This is a genomic window from Thermoplasmata archaeon (assembly GCA_035622275.1).
GTDB lineage: Archaea > Thermoplasmatota > Thermoplasmata > Lutacidiplasmatales > UBA184 > Lutacidiplasma.
Genome location: DASPVQ010000018.1, coordinates 1 through 14,705, shown reverse-complemented (window position 1 = coordinate 14,705; position 14,705 = coordinate 1). Strand labels below are relative to the sequence as shown.

The window sequence follows — 14,705 nt, the reverse complement described above, 5'->3', positions numbered from 1 at the left end:
CCCTCACCCTGGCTCCGATGGCGCTCCGGACGATCGCCCCGTGCCTCGTGGCGACGCTCGTTCTCCTCGGGGCCCTCGGGGTGGTCGCGCCGGGGGCCCCCTCCGTGGCGCTCGGAGCGCCGGGCACCCACGCCGGCGAGCTGGTCGGGGCCGCGCCGGCGAGCGGTACGGTGGAGATCGCGCCCGGGTACGTCGCCTCCCCCGGTGTCACGGAGACCGGAGCGCTCGCCGGCGACCAGCCGCTCGACGTCGTGGTCGGGCTCGCCGGTCAGGACCCGAGCGGGCTCGCGGCGACGGCCGCGTCCATCGCCACGCCCGGTGCGCCGCTCGACCGCCACGACCTCTCGATCGGACCGCTCGCCCGGGACTTCGGAGCCGCGCCGAGCGCGATCGCCGATGCGAGCGCGTACTTCTCGTCGTGGGGGCTCTCGGTCCGACCGAGCCCCGACGGGCTGCTGCTCGATGTCGCCGGCCCCGCGAGCGCGGTCGCCGCGGCGTTCCACACCTCCTTCGAGACGTTCCGCTTACCGGACGGTCGGCCGTTCGTGAGTCACCTCTCCGCCGCCCGACTGCCGGCCGGCGTGCCCTGGACCGGCGCCCTCGGCCTCGGGAACGTGTCGGCGATCGCGCCGCTCGCCGCCGGCACCGGCCCTCTCCTCCCGACCTCCCCGGCCTCCTCGGGCTGCGGCGCCACGGGGGCGCTGATCCCCTGTCAGGTCGAGACGGCCTACGACGAGCTCGGTCTCCTCGGCGCGGGCACGAACGGCACCGGCACGACGATCGCGATCGTGGATGCCTACGACGGCGTCGAGCCCCAGCCCCAGCTCGCGAGCGACCTCGCGGCGTTCGACACGGAGTTCGGGCTGCCCTCGCCGTCCGTGCGGTTCCTGTACCCGGTACCCACCCACGGGAACCTCAACGGCACGGACACGGGCTGGGGGTTGGAGGAGGCGCTCGATCTCGAGTGGGTGCACGCGAGCGCGCCGGGCGCGACGATCGACATGACCTTCTCGCCCAACTCCGGCGTCGGCCTCTACGAAGCGATCGACTACCTCGTGACCCACCCGGACGTCAACGTGATCTCGCTGAGTTGGGGCGAGCCCGACGTCGGGACCTTCAACGCCTACGCCGGGCCGTGCGCGCAGGCGTGCAACGCGTCGACCGACGGCTCGTACGCGATCCTCGGCCCGGTGCTCGAGTTCGCGGCCGCCGAGGGGATCACGGTGCTCGCGGCGAGCGGCGACTGCGGGGCCTCGGACGGCACGAGCGGGCTCTCGACGAGCTTCCCGGCCTCCGACCCGTTCGTCACCGGGGTCGGCGGCACCCAGCTGTCCGTCGAGCCGAACGGGACCTGGCTCGGGGAGGTCGGATGGAGCGGCAACGCGCCGGGCGCGAGCGCGCCCGGTTGCCAGAACCAGGGCGGCTCGGGCGGAGGGTACGCACCGTTCCCCCGGCCCGCCTGGCAGAACGGAACTGGGGTCAATGCCTCGAGCCCGGGCCGGGGCGTCCCCGACGTCGCCGCGATCGCCGCGCCCGGCGTCGAGATCGTCGAGGACGGACACGCCACCGGGGTCGCGGGAACGAGCGTCGCGACGCCGATCTGGGCCGGGATCGCGGCGATCGCCGACCAGTACGCGGGCGCGAGCCTCGGCTTCCTCGACCCGTCGCTCTACGGTATCCTCGGCTCGGCCGACTACCCGAGCGATTTCCACGAGATCGTCTCGGGGAGCAACCCGTACCCCGCCGGGCCGGGCTGGAACGCCGTCACCGGCATCGGCTCCCCGATCGTCGGCGCTCTCGTCCCCGAGCTCGCCGCCGGTCCGAGGACGCTGTCGAACCTGTCGGTCGTGCTCGGCGCCTCGGTCACCTACGGCCGGGCGCCGCTCACGGTCACCTTCGCGGTCGACCCGCGCGGCGGCACCGGCGCGTATCCGATCGAGGCGGTCAGCTTCGGCGACGGGACCGCGGGCGCCGCCAGCGGCGGGATCGCCTCCCACACGTACACGGACGCCGGCGTCTTCCCGGCGACCGGCTACGCGATCGATTCCTCCGGCAACCTCTCCGACTCGATGCCGATCACGCTCGTCGTCGGCGGCGGCCGGGCGCTGACGGTCGACCTCTCGGTCTCCTCGAGCGCCCCGGCGGCGGGCGCGGGCGTGACGTTCACGACCCGCGTGTCCGGCGGCGTCGCTCCCTACGCCTTCGCCCTCTCCTTCGGCGACGGGACGTTCGTCAACGGGAGCTCCGCGTCGACCGCCGTCCACGCCTATCCGGTCGCGGGCGGCTTCTGCGCCGTTGCGATCGTCTCCGACGCCTCGAGCCCGCCGGACGGGGGCGAGAGCGCGCCGATGGCGATCGCAGTGGGCGGCGCTCCGGCCCCGAGCTGCCCGTCGGGGCTCGGCCCGCTGACCGTCACCCCGAACCTCTCCCCCGCTCCGCGTGACGCCCCGGCCGACTTCCCCGACCTGTTCGACGTGCAGGGCGGAACGGGCACGGTCACCGAGCAGTGGGTCTCGAGCGACCCGTACGTCGCGGCCTGCGGCTGCGCGATTTTCCGGTCCGCCGGCCGCTTCCCGGTCTGGCTGTACGCGAACGACAGCATCGGCGAGCACGTGGTGGGCGAGACGAACGTGACCGTCGAGCCGCCGATCGCCGTCAGCTTCCAGGCGGGGCCGACCGATGGGCCCGCACCGCTGTCGGTCGATTTCTGGGCGAACGCGAGCGCGGGGGGACCGGGCCCCCCGATCGAGGCCCGCTGGGAACTCGGCGACGGAACGAACGAGACCGCGCCGTCGATCACCGCCACGTTCTCCTCGCCCGGTCTCGACTGGGTGGTCGGTTCGTTCGGCGACTCCGCGTACGGCAACGTGAGCGAGGCGTTCCTCATCGACGTCGGCGCGGCGGACGGATCGGGGCCGTACCTGCGGGCGACGATCGACCCCGCCATCGATCTCGAATCGGGGACGACGGTAGCGTTCTCGGCCGCGATCGTCGACGGCCGGGGCGCCGATCTTCCGGCCGCGATCGCCTGGGACACGTCCGGCGGCTCCTCCGACCGGGCCGAGGCGCTGCGGACGTTCTTCGCCGCGCCTGCGGCGCCGACGCTGTACGGCGCGCTCGAGGCCCAGGCGCTGGACAACGACACGAACTTCTCGGTCCCGTTCGCATTCGCTCCCCTCTTCGCCGTCGAGGCCGGCGGATTCGTCCCGAGCGCGGACGCGCTCCTCCTCGAGGCGCGCGGCGCCCCCGCCGCGGGCACGGCGCCGACCACCTTCAACGGCAGCGCGAGCGCCTGGGGACCGGGACCGGTCGCGCTCGACTGGGCGTTCGGCGACGGCGGGCAGGCCGCGGGTGCGAGCGCCTCCCACGCCTTCGCGGCCCCGGGCAGCTACACGGTCACGCTCAACGCGACGGACGCCTGGTCGGACTCGGCGGTCGACTCCTTCTCGGTGAACGTGAGCGAGGCGACCTCGCTGGGGATCGTGGGAGGTCCGTCGACGACCGGCGGCCCGGCGCCGCTGTCGGTCGCCTTCTCTGCGTCGGCGTCCGGGGGCCAGCCCCCGTACGGGCTCACCTGGGCGTTCGGGGACGGCGCCGGGGCGCCGACCGGCAACGCGAGCCACGTGTTCGACGCGCCGGGCACGTTCCGTGCGGTCGTGACCGCCCGCGACGCGCGCGGGCTCTCCGTGAACCGCTCGTTCTCGATCGTCGTCACGAGCGCCGCGCCCCCCGGCGGGGGCGGTGGCCGGTCGCTCGCGGGGATCCCTCTCGCGGCGTTCGTGCTCGGAACCGGCATCGCCGCGGGCGCGATCCTGAGCGCGGCTGCGCTCGCCCGGCGGCCGCGGCCCGCGCCGACGCGCTAGCCCTTCACGACCCCGAGGGGCACGAGGCGCGCGACCCGCCGCGTGAGCCCCGCGCCCTCGGCCACGCGCACGACCTCCTCGACGTCCTTGTAGGCGCCCGGGGCCTCCTCGGTGACCCCCTCCCGGGAGGTCGACCGGACGACGATCCCGCGCGCGGCGAGCCCCCGCGTCACCTCGTCGTAGCGGAACGCCCGCTCCGCCGCGTGACGGCTCAGCTTGCGGCCCGCGCCGTGGCACGACGAGCCGAAGGAGCGCTCCAGCGACGTGGGGAGGCCCGCGAGCACGTAGCTCGCCGTCCCCATGTCCCCGGGGATCAGGACGGGCTGCCCGTGCGACCGGTACGGGAGCGGGACCTCCTCGCGGCCGGCGGGCAGCGCGCGCGTCGCCCCCTTGCGGTGGACGAGGACGCGCCGCCGCCCTCCGTCGACCCGGTGCTCCTCGACCTTCGCGATGTTGTGGGCGATGTCGTAGACGACGGACAGTCCGAGCTCCTCCTCGGAGCGCCGGAAGGTCGCGGCGAACGCGCGGCGCACCCCGTGCGTGATCGCCTGGCGGTTCGCCCACGCGAAGTTCGCGCCCGCGGCCATGCCCTTCAGGTAGCGCTGGCCGGGTTCGGAGGCGATCGGCGCGCACGAGAGCTGCCGGTCGACCAGCGCGGTGCCCCGGGCGGCGAGCTCGCGGTCCATCTCCTGGATGAAGTCGGTCGCGACCTGGTGGCCGAGGCCGCGCGAGCCCGTGTGGAGCATGACGACGACGCGGCCGGGGGCGAGGCCCAGCACGGGGGCGAACGCCGGGTCGAAGACGGCGTCGACCGCCTGCACCTCGAGGAAGTGGTTGCCCGAGCCCAGGGTCCCGAGCTGCTTGAGGCCGCGCTGCCGGGCGCCGTCCGAGACCGCGGCGGGGTCGGCCGACGCGAGCCGCCCCTCCTCCTCCTGGACCTCCAGGTCCTCGGGGCGGCCGAGCCCGTGCTCGACCGCCCAGCGCGCCCCGCCCGCCAGCACCTCGTCGACCTCGCCGCGCGCGAGCGGATGGCCGCCGCGCGAGCCGACGCCGCTCGGCACCTCGCGGTAGAGGCGGTCGACGAGCTCGTGGAGCCGCGGACGGACCTCGTCGACCCCGAGGTCGGTGCGGAGGAGGCGGACGCCGCAGTTGATGTCGTAGCCGATCCCCCCGGGCGAGACGATACCCTCGTCCAGGTCGAAGGCCGCGACGCCCCCGACGGGGAAGCCGTAGCCGAAGTGGATGTCCGGCATCGCGAGCGCGTGGCCCTGGATGCCGGGGAGCGTCGCGACGTTCGCGAGCTGCCCGAGCGATGGGTCGCCCGCGACGCCGCCGAGGAGCGCCTCGTTCGAAAACAGGAGTCCGGGAACGCGCATCCCCGCGACCGCGTCCTGAGGGATCTCGTAGGTGAACTCGTCCCGCCGGACGAGCGGGGGCACGCTCGGCACGGTGCGCGCCCAGCGGTGCGGTCTATTAGACGCGAGCGCACGCGCGCCGGTCCCGGGGCGAAAGGAGATACGCGGGGCGCGCCTAGGTCGGCCGCTCGAGCGATGCTTCTACGGACCGTCCTCTCCTTCGCCAATCTGATCGCGTTCGTCGCGGCGATCCTCGTCCTCGAGACGCTCCCCCAGTTCGCGTCGATCGCCTTCTACGTGCTCGTCGGCTGGATGCTGCTGAGCCTCTACCTGCTCTACCGCCCGTGGACGAACCGACCGCTCGGCGGCGGGCCGGTCCCCCCGACCTCGACGGGCGCGCCGCTGCCCTCGGGAGGCTCGGTCGCGGCCGCGCCCGCGGTCGGCTTCTGCATCTACTGCGCCGCCCCGATCGACCCGAGTGCGAGCCGCTGCCCCGCCTGCGGCCACGCGCGCCCGAGCCTGAGCTGAGCGAGGGGACCGGGTGGCGGCGTCGGGCCTCGCGCGGGTGCCGTTCTGGCTGATGGCCCTGGTCCTCGCCGCGATCGCGGTCGGGGTGGTGGTCGTCGGCCTGCTCGTGGGGCTCCACCTCTACGCTCTCGCGCTCCTCGTGATCCCCGGGGCCCTCGCCGCCACCTACATGGTGGCGTACGCCCGGCTCCCCTACGTTCCGCCGGTCCGGGCGCCGTCCCGGGCCGCCGTGACCTCCTCGGGCCCGATCGAGCTCGACGGCGAGGAGTTCGAGGACCCGGTCGAGGAGGCCGACCGGCTCGACCGCGGCCCGCTGCCCCCGGAGGCGACGAGCGCGCCGGACGAGCCCGACGCCTAGCTCAGTCCGGGGCGACGAACAGCATCGGCTCGCGGGCGCGGGCGTTCGTGCCCGCGCTCACGCGCAGGCCCCGCACCAACCCGTCGGCCGGGCTCGCGATCTCGTTGCGCATCTTCATCGCCTCGAGCACGAGCAGCACCTCGCCCTTGCGCACCCGGTCCCCCTCGGCGACGCGGACCTCGATCACCCGGCCGGGCATCGGCGGGACCACCGCGACCGCCCCGGCGACCGGGGGCGGCGCCACGGGCGCCGCTGCGGGAGCCCGGACGGCCGGGGCGCGCTCGGCCGGCGCTTCGTCCGCGCGGCCCAACCGCTCGATCGCGGCCGGCGCGCGCTCGCCGTTCACGTCGACCGGCCCCGGCGGCTCCGGCGCGCCCTCGGGCCACTGGTCGACGCTCACGCGCTCGCCGGCGATCTCGAGCTCGACGCCCATCGGGCCCGCGCGCACGACCGTCACCGGGTAGGTCCGCCCGTCGATCGCGACGCTCGCGCCGTCGGGCGCGACGTCGACGATCGTCCGCTTACCGTCCCGCTCGACGCGGACGCGCGTCGACCCACCTCCGGTGCGCCTGGAGCCGGGCCCGCCCCTCGTGCGCCCACGGGCTCACGCCGGCCGCCCCGGTGCCGGCCGGGGCCGCGGGCGCGGGGGCCGGCCCGCGCCGGCTCGCGACGACCGCGAGCGCCGCCGCCGCGAGGACGTCCGGCGTGAGGCCGGCCTCGATCGCGGCCCGGTAGCCCGGGTAGACCTCGGGAAACAGCGCGAAGGAGATCGCGTCGGTCTCGCCCGCTCCGGGCCAGCGTGCGCGGACCTCGGCGAGCGCGCGGTCGAACTCCGGGGGGAGGCCCTCGGCGGGGCGCGCGCCGCCCGCCGCCGGCGGGCCGCCGACCTTTGCCTGCAGCGCGGGATCGACCGTGCCCGGCGGCCTCCCGTAACGCCCGGCCACGTAGTCGCGGACCTCCTTCGTGATCTGCCGGTAGCGCTCGCCGGTGAGGACATTGACGACGGCCTGCACGCCCACGATCTGGCTGGTCGGGGTGACGAGGGGCGGGTAGCCGAGATCGGCCCGCACCCGCGGGACCTCGTCCAGCACCTCGTTCAGGCGCCCGAGCGCCTCCTGCTCCTCGAGCTGGTGGAACAGGTTCGACAGCATGCCCCCCGGGACCTGGTGGATGAGCACCTCGGGGTCGGTCTGGAGCGAGCGCAGGTTCAGCAGCGGGCGGTAGCGCTCGAGGACGCCGCGGAAGTACTCCGCGAGCTCGGCGAGCCCGCCGAGGTCGAGGTGCGGGTCGTACGGCGTCCCCCGCAGCGCGCCGGCGAGCGCCTCGGTCGCCGGCTGCGAGGTGCCGCCGGCGAAGGGGCTGAGCGCCGTGTCGATCGAGGTGGCGCCGGCCTCGGCGACGGCGAGGCACGTCAGGGTCGACATCCCGCTCGAGGAGTGCGTGTGGACGGCGACCGGAAGGCCGACCTCCTTCACGAGCGCGCGGACGAGCGTGGCGCCGGGGACCGGCGGCATGAACCCGCCCATGTCCTTGACGCACAGCTCGTCGGCCCCCATCTCGCTCAGCCGGCGGCCGAGCGCGACGAACGACGCGAGGGAGTGGACCGGCGACTCGGTGTAGCAGATCGTCCCCTGCGCCCGCGCCCCGACCCGGCGCACCGCGTCGATCGCGACCTCCATGTTCGCCGGATCGTTCAGCGCGTCGAAGACCCGGAAGACGTCGATCCCCCCGCGCGCGGCCGCGGCGACGAACTTGCGGACGAGATCGTCGGCGTAGTGCCGGTACCCGACGAGGTTCTGGCCGCGCAGGAGCATCTGGAGCGGGGTGCGCGGGATCGCCCGCTTGAGCGCGGCGAGGCGCTCCCAGGGATCCTCGCGCAGGAAGCGCAGGCCGACGTCGAACGTCGCCCCGCCCCAGACCTCGAGGGAACGGTAGCCGATCGCATCGAGCCGCTCGGCGGCCGGCAGCATGTCGCGGGTGCGCATGCGTGTCGCGATCAGGCTCTGGTGGCCGTCGCGCAGGACCGTATCGGTGATGCCGACCATCGCCGACCTCGCTACAGCGGGATGTTCCCGTGCTTGCGGGCCGGTCGCTCGTCGCGCTTCGAGGCGAGGATCTTGAGGCCGGCGGCGAGGCGCGCGCGCGTCTCGGCCGGATCGATGACGTCGTCGATGTAGCCGCGCTCGGCGGCGAGGTACGGGCTGAGGAACTCGGCCCGGTACTCCTCGGTGAGGCGGGCGCGCAGCGGATCGCGCTCGCCCTCGCTCGCGCGCTCGAGCTCGCGGCGGTAGAGGATGTTGACGGCGCCCTCCGCGCCCATCACCGCGATCTCCGCGGTCGGCCAGGCGAGGTTGAGGTCGCCGCCCAGGTGCTTGGAGCACATGACGTCGTAGGCGCCGCCGTAGGCCTTGCGCAGGATCACGGTCAGCAGCGGCACCGTCGCCTCGGCGTAGGCGTACAGCAGCTTCGCCCCGTGCCGGATGATGCCGCCGTGCTCCTGCGCCGTGCCGGGAAGGAAGCCGGGCACGTCCACGAACGTGAGGAGCGGCAGGTTGAACGCGTCGCAGAAGCGGACGAACCGGGCGCCCTTGGTGGACGCGTTGATGTCCAGCGTGCCCGCGAGCGAGGCCGGGTTGTTCGCGACGACCCCGACCGCGGACCCGTTCAGGCGCGCGAAGCCGACGACGAGGTTCGTCGCCCAGTCCGGCTGGACCTCGAGGAACGAGCCGGGGTCGAGCACCCGGTCGATCACGGCGTGCACGTCGTACGGCGCGTTCGGGTCCTCGGGCACGATCGTGGGCAGCTCGCGCGCGGCCGCCTCGGGCGGCGCGGTCGCGGGCGCGCTCGGCGGCTCCTCCAGGTTGTTGAGCGGCAGGTAGCCGAGCAGGCGCCGGGCGAGCGCGATCGCGTCGAGGTCGGAGGCGGCGGTGAAGTGCGAGACGCCGCTCTGCGTCGCGTGCGCCTCCGCGCCGCCGAGCGCCTCCATCGTGACGTCCTCGCCGGTCACCGCGCGCACGACGTCCGGCCCGGTGATGAACATCTGGCCCGTCCCTCGGGCCATGATGACGAAGTCGGTGATCGCCGGCGAATAGACCGCGCCGCCGGCGCAGGGGCCCAGGATCAGCGAGAGCTGCGGGACCACCCCCGAGAGCGCGACGTTGCGGAAGAACACCTCGCCGTAGCCGCCGAGGCTCATCACTCCCTCCTGGATCCGCGCGCCGCCCGAGTCGTCGAGGCCGACGATCGGCACCCCCGCCTTGCGGGCCGTCTCCATCACCTTGACGATCTTCATCGCGTGCGCCTCGCCGAGCGCCCCGCCGAACACGGTCGCGTCCTGGGCGAACGCGCAGACCGGCCGGCCCTCGACCTCCCCCCAGCCGGTGACGACGCCGTCCCCGGGAGGGCGTCGCTCGGCGAGGCCGAACTTCTCGACGCGGTGCGTGACGAACGGGTCGACCTCGGTGAACGTGCCGGGATCGAAGAACGATTCCAGGCGCTCGCGCGCGGTCCGCTTCCCCGCCGAGCGGTGCTTGGCGACGCGCTCGGCCCCCCCGCCCTCGCGGGCCTTGCGCTTGAGGACCGACCAGCGCTCGAACGCCTCGCTCACGCGACCTCCACCGACACCTCGCCGCTCAGCAGCGCGACCGGAGTGCCGCCGACATCGAGGACGAGGGCGCCGTCGTCCGCGAGACGCGCGATCGTCCCGCGCGCGCCCCCGTCGGAACGCGCGCGGCGGCCGACGCCAAAGAGGCGGGCGCGGCAGCGCCCGACGGTCGCGGCGACGCGCTCGGGCGAGGCGAGGGCGGCGGGCGCGGCCGCGACGGCCGCGGCGACCAGCGGCTCGAGCTCCTCGGGGGTGGGGGCCGGCCGGACGAGGTCCTCGAGCGTGACCGGCGGTACGGCCATCGGGCCGCGGAAGCCTCCGGGCGGACGGCGCACGTTGACGCCGACGCCGACGACCTGCACCGGCTGGCCCTCGGGGTCCGCCACGGAGTCGACCAGGACGCCCGCGAGCTTGCCCACCCCCACGCCGGGCCGCTCGACGAACAGGTCGTTCGGCCACTTCAGCCGGGCACGGATCGACCAGCGCGCGTCGAGCCCATCCGCGAGCTCGACCCCGACCGCCAGCGGCAGGAGCGGAAGGCCGACCGGCGGGGTGCGCGTGACGATCGACAGGTACAGGCCGCCCGGTGGGGACGCCCAGGAGTGCCCGGAGCGCCCCCGGCCAACGCGCTGGCGGCGCGCCACGACCCGCGTGCCGTCCGCCGCCCCTTCGCGCGCGAGCGCGATCGCGCGATCCTGCGTCGAGGGAAGCTCGTCGTACACCTCCCGGGCGCCGACCACCGCGATCCCCGGTCGCGCCGAAGGTCCGCGGCGCATAACCGTTTGTGTCGCGGCTGTCCGACGCCCGCGCGGGTGCCCCGGCGGCCACCGCCGTTTTACCGACCCGCCGCTACGCCGTCGCCGTGCCCGAGCTCGACGATCTGCTCGCCGCGGCGGCGCAGGAGTTCGAGCCCGAGATCCGCCGTCGCCTCGGGGGCCTGCTCGGCGGCTTCCTGCGCGCCTACCTCCCGCAGGACTGGGAGTTCCGCACCGACCGGGGCGTGGCCACGCTGCGGGTCGGCGCGGACGGGGCGACCTCGGTCCGACCGGGGCCCAGCGAGCGGCCGGACGTCACGGTCGAGATCGCCTACGATCGGCTCGCGCGCGCGATCCGGACGCGCGGGCGCAGCGGGGCGGACGCGCCGCCGCCGGCCGTGACGACGCACACCGCGAAGGGACGGGCCGCGTTCGACTACCTGCGCGGCCGGCTCGGGCTGTAGCGCGGACGCTGGGTGCGCAGCGTTTATCGCATCGTCGGCGCCCTTCGCGCCGGGAACGACCGTGACGGGCGAGCACGCCTCTCCGACCGCCGCACGCCGCCCGCGCGACCGGTCCCGGGCGGGCGGCTGACCCATCGGCGGCGTCCCACCTCCCGAAGCGCCGCCCGGTAGCGGGCCCAGCTTCCGACGCGCGCTCGGACACCGTCCGTTCCTGCTGCTCTGGGCCTCGCAGCTGATCTCGCAGTCCGGCGACTACGTCTTCGACGTCGCGCTCCTGTGGCTCGTCCTCACCAGCACGCGCTCGATCTTCGCGGTGGGCCTCGTCGTCGCGGTCTCGATCCTCCCCTCGGTAGTCCTCTCCCCGTTCTTCGGGGTCTACGTCGACCGCTGGCCGCGTCGGACGATCCTGCTCGTGACGAACGTCGTCGAGGGCCTGCTGGTCGCGGCGCTCTCCGGGCTGATCCTCGCCCACGCGCTGAGCTTCCCGGCGATCCTGGCCGTCGTGGCCGCCCTCGGCGCGGGCGGCCAGGTCGTCCGGCTGACGTCGACGACCTTGATCCCCCAGACCGTGGGCGCCGCGGACCTCGGGGCGGCGAACGGCCTCATGCAGCTGAGCAGCTCGTCGACCCAGGTCGTCGGCCTGTCGATCGGCGGGGTCGTGGTCGCCCTCTTCGGGGTCACGCTCCCGATCGCCTACGACGCGCTGACGTTCTTCGCGGCGGCGGTCATCGTCGCCGGGATCGCCGCCGCCGTGGGTCGCCCGGGGCCCGCCGAGGCCGCGGGCGGCGCGGGCTTCGGCGCCCAGTTCGCCGAGGGCTTCCGCTACGTGCGGGGCCAGCGGTTCCTGCTCGAGGTGATCGCCGTCGGCGCCGTGGTCAACTTCTGCGGCAACGCGGTCTTCGCGCTGTGGGCGCCGTACTCCGAGCGCGTGCTCGGCGGCGGGGCGGCGACCTACGGGCTCCTCGGGGCGATGATCGCCGTCGGGGCGATCGTCGGCGCGCTGGCCGTGGGCAAGATCGACCTGCGCCGCCGGGTCGGGCCGGTCGTCTTCGCGGGCCTCGCCGTCGCGGGCGTCGTGATCGTCCTCCTCGGCCTGACCCGGTCGATCCCGCTCGCCCTGGCCGAGGCCTTCGCGGTCGGCGGGGTCCTCTCGGTGGTCAACGTCCCGCTCCTGACCGCGGTCCAGGCGAAAGTGCCCGCGCGCCTGCTCGGCCGGACGATGGCGGTGCTCCTGGCGCTGATCCTGGTCGCGGCCCCGCTCGGCTCGTTCGTCGCGGGCTGGCTCGCGAGCGTGACCTCGATCGGCTTCGTCTACGTGCTCGCCGGCGGGGCGATCCTGGCGATGGCCGGCCTCGGCGTCTCGCTCTTTTCCGAGGCGCGCCGGATCGCCTACTGAGCGGCGGGCGGGGCCCGCGCCTCAGAGCGCGCGCAGCCGCCGGACCATCTTGACCGCGGAGCGGACCGCGTTGGCCGCGTTCTCGATCCGGTCCTGCGCCTGGAGCCGGGTCTCGCCGGGGCCCGAGATGCCGAGCCCGACCGGTTTGCCGTACTCCACCGCGAGGTCGGCGAGCTTGCGGGCCGCCTGGTGCATGACGACCTCGTCGTGGCCGGTCTCCCCCTCGATGACGGCGCCGATCGCGACGATCGCGTCGACGTCGGAGCGCTGGCAGAGGGCCCGGACCGCGAGCGGCAGGTCGAAGACGCCGGGGGTCTTGACCACGGGCCCGAGGCGCGCGCCGAGGAAGTCGACCTCCTCCTTCGCCCGCTCGAGCATCAGCAGCGTCACGTCGAAGTTGTACTCGCTCGCCGCGATCGCCACGGTCACTCCCGCTCCCTCGCTCCCCGACTTCGGCATCGACCGACCCTCCTAGCGGACCGGACGAGCCGGCCCGACGTCCGCGAACCCCTGGCGGAGCCCCGCGCCGGCATGCCGGGCGAGCTCGCGGGGTCGGAACAGTAACGCGTAGGCGTTGAGGGCGTGCTCCTCGGCCCGCCGCCGCGCGAGCTCGGCGAGCGCGCGGGCGCCGTCGGCCTCGCGCTCGTGGACGAAGCACTCGACGATCGGCTTGCCTTCGAGCACGCCGGTCATCATCAGGCCGAGCGAGGCGACCTCCGCGCTCGAGCGGTCGAGCTCGGCCGGCCCGGGCATCCCGAGGGCGAGGCAGAGGTCCGCGCCGTCGACGCGGAACAGCTGGCGGCAGGCGACCGGGAGGTCCTTGATGCCGGGGACCGTCCGCCGCAGGATGCGAAAGCCGGTGCCGGCGCCGCGCAGCGCGCGGATCGCGCTCGGGGCCATGTCGACGCGCGCGAAGGTGGTGTCGGCGACGCCGATCCGCTTCACGGCGTCGGCTCCTTCGGGCGGGCGGCGAGGTCGAGGATCCGGTCGACGAGGCGGCGCGTCGCGAGGTCGTCGTGCGGGGCCCGCCCGATCCGCACGACCTTGACCGGCACGCCCCGCCGGGCGCACTCGGCCTCGACCTCCGACTCGTTCCAGACCTGGTCGTAGCCCAGCGCGATCAGGTTCGGCCGCTCGTGGACGACGGTCTCGTAGATGTCGGACGTCGAGCCGAGCACGGCCCGGTCGACCGGCTTCAGCGCCTCGACCATCTGCCGGCGGATGTGCTCGGGGACGTACGGTTCGTGCTTGAGCCGCCGGGCGGTCCGGTCCCGGGCGACGACGACGACGAGCTCGTCGCCGAGCTTGCGCGCCTCGCTCAGGAAGTAGACGTGGCCGGGGTGGAGGAGGTCGAAGACCCCCGTCGCCATCACGCGGACGCCCATGCCTTCCAGGCCTCGATGAGCTCGGCGCCCTTAAGGAACGGGAAGCCGTGCGCGTCCGCGTAGCGCCGCGCGGCGGCGAGGTCCCGGGCGCCCCCCGAATCCCCGAGCATCTCGCAGACGGTCACGGACTCCGAGAGTCCCGCCATCCGGGCGAGCGAGATGACGAGGTCCGTATGACCCTTCCGCTCCGCGAGGAGCCCGGGCGCGGCGTAGATCAGCGGCAGGTGGCCCGGCGAGACGAACGCGCGCGTGAATCGGCCGCGGACCTCGGAGTCGGAGAGCCCGGGCGCGCGCCGCGCGAGCTCGCCGACGCTGCGGATCGTCAGCGCCCGCTCGTTGTCGGAGACACCGGTGTAGTTCTCGCGGTGGTTGATCGTGATGCCGAAGGCGCTGCGGCGGTCGTAGCGCGGGCGCTCGGAGAGCTGGGCGAGCGTCGGGAACCGCGGGGCCCCGATCGCGAGCAGGTCGGCGGCGAACGGCAGCTCGAGGCGCCGGCGCAGCTCGTCGGAGATCGCCGTGCAGATGAGGCCCCCCGCGTCGCGGCGCTGGAGGCGCACGAGCTCGGGGGTCATGCGCTCGCTGAGGACCACGAGGTCGGTCTCGCGCTCCCGGTCGGGCGCGTCGAAGATCAGGACGGGCTCGCCGTCCGCGAGCGCGCGCGCGGCCGCGGCCACCGCCTCGGACCGGGGGCGGAGCACGCGCGCGGCGATCACGAGCGCTACCCAGCGGGGCGTGGCTAATAAGTCAGTGGTAACTACTCAAAAATGGGTTGATGGCCGATGGGGGAGGATGGTACGCGTTCGTGCGTCAGCACATCGGATCGCGACCCGGAGCGCCGGCGCGAGGCCGGCGTTCGTAGGAGGTGATCCATCTGCAGGTTCCCCTACAGATACCTTGTTACGACTTAGTCCCCCTTGCTGAACCGAAGTTCGAGCGACCCAGATGAGTCACCCTCACTCCGACCCAACTCGGATGACTTGACGGGCGGTGTGTGCAA

Annotated in this window: 14 protein-coding genes and 1 rRNA gene; 5 read left to right on the top strand and 10 right to left on the bottom strand. The window is 74.6% G+C overall.

The window, feature by feature from the left end; genetic code table 11:
- The first annotated feature begins 17 nt into the window (after positions 1 to 17).
- Positions 18 to 3,863 carry a PKD domain-containing protein gene (locus tag VEL82_04970; protein HXW67207.1) on the top strand — a complete coding sequence of 1,282 codons (3,846 nt, stop codon included), beginning with the start codon at positions 18 to 20 and terminating at the stop codon, positions 3,861 to 3,863.
- On the opposite strand, the gene VEL82_04965 is transcribed toward VEL82_04970, so the two are convergent.
- On the bottom strand, positions 3,860 to 5,302 hold the full coding sequence (locus VEL82_04965; protein ID HXW67206.1) for an RtcB family protein: 1,443 nt from the start codon (positions 5,300 to 5,302) through the stop codon (positions 3,860 to 3,862). The genes VEL82_04970 and VEL82_04965 overlap by 4 nt on opposite strands.
- A gap of 111 nt (positions 5,303 to 5,413) precedes the next feature.
- Here VEL82_04965 and VEL82_04960 point away from each other — a divergent pair, with 111 nt between their 5' ends.
- A complete protein-coding gene (locus tag VEL82_04960) occupies positions 5,414 to 5,746 on the top strand; it encodes a hypothetical protein (GenBank protein HXW67205.1) in 333 nt (110 codons plus the stop codon).
- 13 nt (positions 5,747 to 5,759) lie between these two features.
- Entirely contained in the window at positions 5,760 to 6,104 is a 345-nt protein-coding gene (locus VEL82_04955; GenBank protein HXW67204.1) for a hypothetical protein, read from the top strand.
- Position 6,105: 1 nt separating this feature from the next.
- Here VEL82_04955 and VEL82_04950 read toward each other — a convergent pair whose 3' ends face one another.
- The 4 genes from VEL82_04950 to VEL82_04935 all read right to left on the bottom strand — a co-directional run bounded on the left by VEL82_04950 (position 6,106) and on the right by VEL82_04935 (position 10,448).
- A complete protein-coding gene (locus VEL82_04950) occupies positions 6,106 to 6,561 on the bottom strand; it encodes an acetyl-CoA carboxylase biotin carboxyl carrier protein subunit (GenBank protein ID HXW67203.1) in 456 nt (151 codons plus the stop codon).
- A gap of 64 nt (positions 6,562 to 6,625) precedes the next feature.
- Complete coding sequence (locus tag VEL82_04945; GenBank protein ID HXW67202.1) at positions 6,626 to 8,149, bottom strand: pyruvate carboxylase subunit B; 1,524 nt, start codon at positions 8,147 to 8,149, stop codon at positions 6,626 to 6,628.
- 11 nt (positions 8,150 to 8,160) lie between these two features.
- The gene (locus VEL82_04940; protein HXW67201.1) at positions 8,161 to 9,711 is read right to left on the bottom strand and encodes an acyl-CoA carboxylase subunit beta; all 1,551 of its coding nucleotides are present in this window, start codon (positions 9,709 to 9,711) and stop codon (positions 8,161 to 8,163) included.
- Positions 9,708 to 10,448, bottom strand: a complete 741-nt coding sequence (locus tag VEL82_04935; GenBank protein ID HXW67200.1) for a biotin--[acetyl-CoA-carboxylase] ligase — start codon at positions 10,446 to 10,448, stop codon at positions 9,708 to 9,710. The genes VEL82_04940 and VEL82_04935 overlap by 4 nt, the downstream gene beginning before the upstream one ends.
- A 122-nt stretch (positions 10,449 to 10,570) precedes the next feature.
- On the opposite strand from VEL82_04935, the gene VEL82_04930 reads away from it, so the two are divergent.
- A complete protein-coding gene (locus VEL82_04930; protein HXW67199.1) occupies positions 10,571 to 10,927 on the top strand; it encodes a hypothetical protein in 357 nt (118 codons plus the stop codon).
- Between the two features lie 133 nt (positions 10,928 to 11,060).
- On the top strand, positions 11,061 to 12,323 hold the full coding sequence (locus VEL82_04925) for an MFS transporter (GenBank protein HXW67198.1): 1,263 nt from the start codon (positions 11,061 to 11,063) through the stop codon (positions 12,321 to 12,323).
- 21 nt (positions 12,324 to 12,344) lie between these two features.
- Here the strand turns inward: VEL82_04925 and ribH are convergent, their stop codons facing one another.
- The 5 genes from ribH to VEL82_04900 all read right to left on the bottom strand — a co-directional run.
- A complete protein-coding gene (ribH, locus tag VEL82_04920) occupies positions 12,345 to 12,782 on the bottom strand; it encodes a 6,7-dimethyl-8-ribityllumazine synthase (protein ID HXW67197.1) in 438 nt (145 codons plus the stop codon).
- Positions 12,783 to 12,794: 12 nt separating this feature from the next.
- On the bottom strand, positions 12,795 to 13,268 hold the full coding sequence (gene ribC / locus VEL82_04915; protein HXW67196.1) for a riboflavin synthase: 474 nt from the start codon (positions 13,266 to 13,268) through the stop codon (positions 12,795 to 12,797).
- Positions 13,265 to 13,708: an adenylyltransferase/cytidyltransferase family protein gene (locus VEL82_04910; protein HXW67195.1), complete on the bottom strand. Its 444-nt coding sequence runs from the start codon at positions 13,706 to 13,708 to the stop codon at positions 13,265 to 13,267. Before VEL82_04910 ends, ribC begins: the two co-directional genes overlap by 4 nt.
- On the bottom strand, positions 13,693 to 14,421 hold the full coding sequence (gene ribB / locus VEL82_04905; protein HXW67194.1) for a 3,4-dihydroxy-2-butanone-4-phosphate synthase: 729 nt from the start codon (positions 14,419 to 14,421) through the stop codon (positions 13,693 to 13,695). Before ribB ends, VEL82_04910 begins: the two co-directional genes overlap by 16 nt.
- A 144-nt stretch (positions 14,422 to 14,565) precedes the next feature.
- Positions 14,566 to 14,705, bottom strand: a 16S ribosomal RNA gene (locus VEL82_04900); the annotation flags it as partial.

Excerpts from the sequence above, each read along its gene's own strand:
- VEL82_04970 (HXW67207.1), top strand. The coding sequence starts at position 18 with ATGGCGCTCCGGACGATCGCCCCGTGCCTCGTGGCGACGCTCGTTCTC.
- VEL82_04960 (HXW67205.1), top strand. The coding sequence starts at position 5,414 with ATGCTTCTACGGACCGTCCTCTCCTTCGCCAATCTGATCGCGTTCGTC.
- VEL82_04945 (HXW67202.1), bottom strand. The coding sequence starts at position 8,149 with ATGGTCGGCATCACCGATACGGTCCTGCGCGACGGCCACCAGAGCCTG.
- ribH (HXW67197.1), bottom strand. The coding sequence starts at position 12,782 with ATGCCGAAGTCGGGGAGCGAGGGAGCGGGAGTGACCGTGGCGATCGCG.
- VEL82_04910 (HXW67195.1), bottom strand. The coding sequence starts at position 13,708 with ATGGGCGTCCGCGTGATGGCGACGGGGGTCTTCGACCTCCTCCACCCC.